General features: G+C 66.3%; 5 protein-coding genes and 2 pseudogenes. 6 read left to right on the top strand and 1 reads right to left on the bottom strand.

Features of this window, described 5'->3' with window-relative positions; genetic code table 11:
• The 6 genes and pseudogenes from VKI00_RS28685 to VKI00_RS28660 form a co-directional block, all read left to right on the top strand.
• Nucleotides 1-827: pseudogene (locus VKI00_RS28685) on the top strand (MCE family protein); the annotation flags it as partial.
• Nucleotides 797-1,330: a hypothetical protein gene (locus tag VKI00_RS28680; protein ID WP_324444258.1), complete on the top strand. Its 534-nt coding sequence runs from the start codon at nucleotides 797-799 to the stop codon at nucleotides 1,328-1,330. The pseudogene VKI00_RS28685 and the gene VKI00_RS28680, both read left to right, overlap by 31 nt.
• A gap of 45 nt (nucleotides 1,331-1,375) precedes the next feature.
• Nucleotides 1,376-1,822 (top strand): SRPBCC family protein, encoded by a 447-nt coding sequence (locus VKI00_RS28675; RefSeq protein WP_324444256.1) that lies wholly within the window; start codon nucleotides 1,376-1,378, stop codon nucleotides 1,820-1,822.
• Nucleotides 1,815-3,590, top strand: coding sequence for a sulfatase-like hydrolase/transferase (locus tag VKI00_RS28670; RefSeq protein ID WP_324444254.1), 1,776 nt, complete (start codon nucleotides 1,815-1,817; stop codon nucleotides 3,588-3,590). Before VKI00_RS28675 ends, VKI00_RS28670 begins: the two co-directional genes overlap by 8 nt.
• Nucleotides 3,578-4,216 (top strand): TIGR03085 family metal-binding protein, encoded by a 639-nt coding sequence (locus VKI00_RS28665; RefSeq protein WP_324444252.1) that lies wholly within the window; start codon nucleotides 3,578-3,580, stop codon nucleotides 4,214-4,216. The genes VKI00_RS28670 and VKI00_RS28665 overlap by 13 nt, the downstream gene beginning before the upstream one ends.
• Before the next feature lie 15 nt (nucleotides 4,217-4,231).
• Nucleotides 4,232-4,819 (top strand): annotated as a pseudogene (locus VKI00_RS28660) (SDR family NAD(P)-dependent oxidoreductase); the annotation flags it as partial.
• A gap of 206 nt (nucleotides 4,820-5,025) precedes the next feature.
• On the opposite strand, the gene VKI00_RS28655 reads toward VKI00_RS28660, so the two are convergent.
• Nucleotides 5,026-6,203, bottom strand: a 1,178-nt coding sequence (locus tag VKI00_RS28655; protein ID WP_324444248.1) for a lipase family protein, incomplete at its 5' end; no start/stop codon positions are given.

Here is a 6,203-nt window from a genome sequence, read left to right as displayed (position 1 = left end):
AAGGGGCGCCGACCGCCGACCAGGTCAACGAGGTGTTCAGCGACGTCCGCGAGACGCTGCCGCAGACACTGGCGAATCTCGAGATCGTGCTGGAGATGCTCAAGCGCTACCACAAGGGCGTCGAGCAACTGCTGGTGGCCTATCCGCAGGGCGGCGCGGAAGGCCAGGCGGTAACGGCGGCGTTCCCGGGCTACGCCGCGCTTGACACCGCGCTGACGATCAACCAGCCCCCGCCGTGTCTGACCGGCTTTGTCCCGGCATCTCAGTGGCGGTCTCCGGCGGATACCAGCCTGGCGCCGATGCCATCCGGAACGTATTGCAAGATCCCGCAGGACGCTCCCGCCAACGCAGTGCGCGGGGCACGCAACTATCCGTGTGTCGATGTCCCCGGTAAACGCGCAGCGACGCCACGGGAATGCCGCAGCAACAAACCGTATGAACCGCTGGGCACCAACCCGTGGTACGGCGACCCCAACCAGATCCGCAACTGTCCGGCGCCCGGGGCGCGATGCGATCAACCGGTGGATCCCGGCCACGTGATACCCGCACCGTCGATCAACACTGGCCTCAACCCGGCGCCTTCCGACCGGGTGACAGGGACGCCGCCGCCCATCAGCGATCCGCTGCAGCGGCCGGGTTCGGGCAATGTGGAATGCAATGGGCAACAACCCAATCCCTGCGTCTACGTTCCCAGCGGGCCTGCCACGGCCGTCTACAGTCCGCAGAGCGGTGAACTGGCGGGGCCCAACGGTTTGAAGTACGCGGTCGACAATTCGAGTAAAACAGGAGACGACGGATGGAAGGATATGCTGGCGCCGGCCGGCTGAGCGAAATGCCGGAAGTGATTGGCCTGGGCCAACTCCGGAGTAACGCGTGTACGTATCTCGGGCGGGTTGCCGCCGGGGAGACGATCGATGTCGTGCGTCGCGGCAAGCTGGTGGCCCGGATCGTGCCGGTCGGTGACTGGAGGGTGGCGCCGATCCCGGCGCGATCTGTCAAAGTCGCGGCACCGGACGCCGGTGGGTGGGTCGGACTAGACGAGTTGCGAACGCGCGCCGGACAGTGCTTCGACAGGGTTGCCGCCGGCGAGACAATATATGTCGTGCGTGGCGGCAAGATGATTGCGCGGATCGTGTCGACCAGTGATTCGCGGGTCGCGCCGGTCCCGGCGGACGCCGGTCGGCCCATCGAGCTTGATGAACTACGAACGCGCGCCGGGCGGTACTTCGATAAGGTTGCGGCAGGCCAGACAATTGAGGTCATCCGTGGCGGCAAGCTCGTTGCTCGCATCGTGTCAGCCGCTAGAAACGACGCCCGGAGACCGGCCTAACGGCATCGCCGCACAACGGAGCTTCCCGCCGCGTACGGTGATGCGGTGGCCGAGATTGCCCGCAGCCGTACCGTGCTGGCCGAACCGACGGAAGTCTGGGACGTCCTTGCCGACTTCGGCTCGATCAGTTCGTGGGCGGACAACATCGATCACTCCTGCATCCTCAATCACGACGGCGAGTCCGTCGGCACCACTCGGCGAGTCCAGATCGGTCGCAATGCACTGGTGGAGCGGATCACCGAATTCGACCCGACGTGGGCACTCGCGTACGACGTCGAAGGCCTGCCCAAGCGGCTGCGCCGGTTCAATAACCGGTGGACGCTACGGCGGATCCACGGCGGCGACACCGTCGTGACACTGACCAGCACGGTCGAAATCGGGCCGCACGCAATGCAAAAGCTCGCCGAACGCGCGATGTGCCGCGTCCAGGTGCGACAGTCCGACGTCATGCTCGCCGGGCTCGCCAATCGAGTGGAGAAGCCTCGTGTCTGATCGCCCCGACATCATCATCCTGATGACCGACGAGGAACGCGCAATTCCGCCGTACGAGTCAGGCAAGGTGCTCGCGTGGCGTAACCGGACGCTATCCGGCCGGAAGTGGTTCGACGAGCACGGCGTCAGCTTTGCACGCCACTACACCGGCTCTCTGGCCTGCGTGCCCAGCCGCCCAACGATTTTCACGGGGCACTATCCCGACCTGCACGGCGTCACCCAGACCGACGGCATCGGCAAGACGGCGTACGACTCACGGATGCGCTGGCTGCGCCAAGGTGAGGTGCCCACGCTGGGCAATTGGTTCCGCGCGGCGGGTTACGACACCCACTACGACGGCAAATGGCACATTTCGCACGCCGATCTGCGCGACGCCGACGGGCAAGTGCTAGCGACCAATGACGACGACGGTGTCGTCGACCCTGTCGCGGTGCTACGTTATCTCGACGCCGATCCCCTTGCGCCGTTTGGCTTCTCGGGATGGGTCGGTCCCGAGCCGCACGGCGCACGGCTGGCCGATGCCGGCGTTCGTCGCGATCCGTTGATCGCCGACCGCGTTGTCGGGTGGCTCGTCGACCGCTATGCGCGCCGCCGTGCCGGCGAGGCGGACGCGCAGCGGCCATTCCTGTTGGTGGCCAGCTTCGTCAACCCGCACGACATCGTGTTGTTTCCGACTTGGGTGCGCGGCAACCCGTTGCAGCCGTCACGGCTGGACCCGCCGCACGTGCCCGCGGCGCCGACTGCCGACGAGGATTTGGCGACCAAGCCGGCGGCGCAGATCGCGTTCCGGGAGGCGTACTTCACCGGCTACGGCCCGGCGCCGGCGATCGGTCGGACCTACCGCCGCAACGCGCAGCGCTACCGCGATCTTTACTACCGGCTGCACGCCGAGGTGGACGGGCCGATCGACCGGGTCCGACGGGCGGTCACCGAAGGCGGATCCGACAACGCGGTGCTGGTGCGCACCTCCGATCACGGCGATCTGCTCGGGGCGCACGGCGGGCTGCACCAGAAGTGGTTCAACCTTTACGACGAGGCCACCCGGGTGCCGTTCGTGATCGCCCGGATCGGCGAAGGTGCGACGTCACCGCGGACGGTCACGGCGCCGACGTCGCATGTCGACCTGGTGCCGACCCTGCTGGGGGCGGCCGGTGTCGACGTTGAGGCCGCGGCCGCCAAGCTGGCCGGGTCATTCTCCGAGGTGCACCCGCTGCCGGGCCGGGACCTGATGCCGGTCGTAGACGGGGCGCCGGCCGACGACACCCGCGCCGTCTACCTGCTGACCCGCGACAACATGCTCGAGGGCGACACCGGCGCCTCGGGTCTGGCGCGGCGGTTGAAGCGGACGATGAATCCGCCTGCGCCGCTGCGTATCCGGGTGCCCGCACACGTCGCGTCGAACTTCGAGGGCTTGGTGGTCCGCGTCGACGACGGTGCCGGCGGCGAGGGCCACCTGTGGAAGCTGGTGCGCACCTTCGACGATCCGGCAACCTGGACCGAACCGGGTGTCCGCCACCTCGCGGCCAATGGGCTTGGCGGAGAGTCATATCGTACGAGCCCACTCGACGACCAGTGGGAGTTGTATGACCTCACCGCCGATCCGACGGAGTCGAGCAACCGGTGGACCGATCCGGACCTGCACGAGTTACGCCAACAGCTGCGGACCCAGCTCAAGCAGGCGCGAGCCAGCTCTGTCCCGGAGCGAAATCAACCGTGGCCCTATGTGTCTCGTCGGCCTCCGACGCCGAAGCGTTCATGGTTCCGCTAGACACGCAGGAACGCCTTGCCCTCTGTGACCTCTTCGATGAGCTCGGCCCGTCGGTTCCGACCCTGCTCGAAGGCTGGGCTGCTCATGACCTCGCTGCCCATCTCGTGTTGCGAGAACGCGATCTCGTTGCGGGGCCCTGCCTCGTCCTGCCCGGCCCCTTCCAACGGTTCGCGGAGCAGCGCAGGGTCAGGCTGGCTAAGAGCGAGGACTTCACCTGGCTGGTCTCGCGGATCCGGTCCGGCCCGCCTGTCGGCCTCTTCCGCTTAGGGTGGGTCCGGTCTCTGGCGAACCTCAACGAGTTCTTTGTTCATCATGAGGACGTCCGCCGAGCCAATAGACGAGAATCCCGAAACCTGACTCCTCAGATGAATGCGGCCCTGTGGCGGAATGTTCGCCGCAGCAGCCACTACTTAAGCCGGCGGCTGCACGGTTGCGGGCTCGAGGTTGAGTGGGCGGGAACCAACGAGCGGGACATGGCTCGAACAGGCGGACCGACGGCTCGACTCAGCGGTCCGCCGGGTGAACTCCTGCTCTACATCTTTGGCCGCCAAGCCGCGGCGCGAGTCGAAGTGAGCGGACCACCCGATGCCGTGGCGGCCGTGCAGCGCACGCACTTCGGCATGTGAGTAGGCTCGTCCTACATGACTCTTCCACCACCATCACCCGACTCAATCGCCGTCGTCACCGGCGCATCTTCGGGCATCGGCGAGCAATTCGCCCGTCAACTCGTGGCCCGCGGCTACCGCGTCGTCGTCACCGCCCGCCGCGAGGACCGACTGCAAAGCCTGTGCGCTGAACTGGGCGGCGACAAGCACGCCGTCGCGGTGGGCACCGATCTCGCGGTGCCGGCCGACCGGGACCGGCTGGAAGCCCGCATCGACGAGCTGGGCGTCCACGTCGACATTCTGGTCAACAATGCGGGGCTGGGCATCTACACGAAGTTCGGCGCCGAAGGCCGCGACAAGGAACTACAGATGCTGCGCGTCGACGTCGAGGCGGTCGCCGACCTGATGCTGCGCTACCTGCCGGGCATGGTTGAGCGGCGCCGCGGCGCGATCATCAACCTGTCGTCGGTGTCGGGATTTCAGCCGGCCCCGTACAACGCCAACTACGCCGCGTCCAAGGCGTACGTGCTGTGGCTGTCGGAGGCGGTCAACGCCGAAGTCGCCGACAACGGTGTGACGGTCACCGCCGTCTGCCCCGGCCCGGTGCCGACGGAGTTCCAGGCCACCAATGACGCCCAAGACCTGGTGGACAAGCTGCCCGGATTCACCCACGTTTCCGCCGAGCGGGTGGTCGCCGACGCGCTGAAAGCCGCCGAGCATGGTCACGCCTCGGTGGTCCCGGGCGGACCCCACGTGAAGTTGGCGTTGGGATCGACCCGGTTCGTACCGACGCCGTTGGCGTTGCCGGTTCTCAAACGAATGTTGAAGCGCTAACCCGGCTTCTGCGTCGGGATTGGCGTGAGCGGGTTGCCGTCCGGGATCAACGAACAGTTCTCCGGCGCCGGCAGGCCCGTGAAGCGCTGCTTGATCCAGGCGATCGAGTTCAACAACCAGATCGGGACGCTCCAAATGTGGCTGAGCGCGTCGTACTGCTCGTAGTAGACCGTCGTACCCTTTGCACAGTAGTCGCGGGCAAGCGTGCGCACGTCGCCGGCGATCATCACACCGTCACCGGCGCCGATCCCTTCGTGGTCGCCCGGTGTGCCCTCGAGCTCACCGTTGGCGCCCTGGCCGATGAATAGCGGGATCGTCGGCGTACCGGACGTACCCATGATCAGCTTGTTGGCGCATTGGACATACAGCGGCAGGCTCTCGGGAGTCGGGTATTCGCGACTAACCAGGTCCTGCCACGTCAAACCGGGATATTGGCCGAGCACGTTGACGATCGACGCGGTCTGCATCTCATGAAAGATCCTCGCGCCGTTGGGACTTAGATATGTTTCCAGCTCGGCTTCGATCTCGAACGCACGCCCGATTCCGACCATCGCCATCGCCATGACGCCCGCCCAAAATCCGGTGCCCTCGACGTAGTGCAGGTTGTGCGCCGGGTCGACAAGCACGCCGCCGATCGCCGCGCCGATCATGCGCTTGTTGACGTCTGGCGCGTACGTCGGGGCAAGCTCGGCGGCCCACTCGGTGGCAATCGCACCGCCGGAATACCCAAGCATCGCCACCATCGCATCGCCGGGGATGATCGACGAGCTGAACGCCGCGCGGATCGAGTCGAGGGTGTTCATCCCGTATTCGGGGCCCGCGGCGAAGTTCGCGCTCTGGCCTTCGGTATCGGGAACGATGACCGTGTACCCATCGGCGATGAATGGTCCGAAGACCGCCGCCTCGACATTGGGGACGACTCCGCCGAGCCGCAGGCCACCCGAGATCGCGTACGACGGCTCGTCATTGCGATTGAGCGAGTCATAGGCGGACTGATACGAGAGCACTTTCGTCTTGTCGAACTGGATCGGCGGCGCAATGACCGAGGTGACGTTGACGGTCGGCTTGCCGGTCTGGCTAGTCGACCGGTAGAGCAGCTGGGTGGTCTCGAGCAGCGTGGGGAAGCCGAAGATGTGGTAACGAAAGCTGCGCGTCTTGAGCACCGTTCCCGGCG

It is taken from the genome of Mycobacterium sp. (genome assembly GCF_035314665.1).
GTDB lineage: Bacteria > Actinomycetota > Actinomycetes > Mycobacteriales > Mycobacteriaceae > Mycobacterium.
Note: the sequence above shows the minus strand (reverse complement) of the source record. Positions and strands in the feature narration are given on the sequence as shown.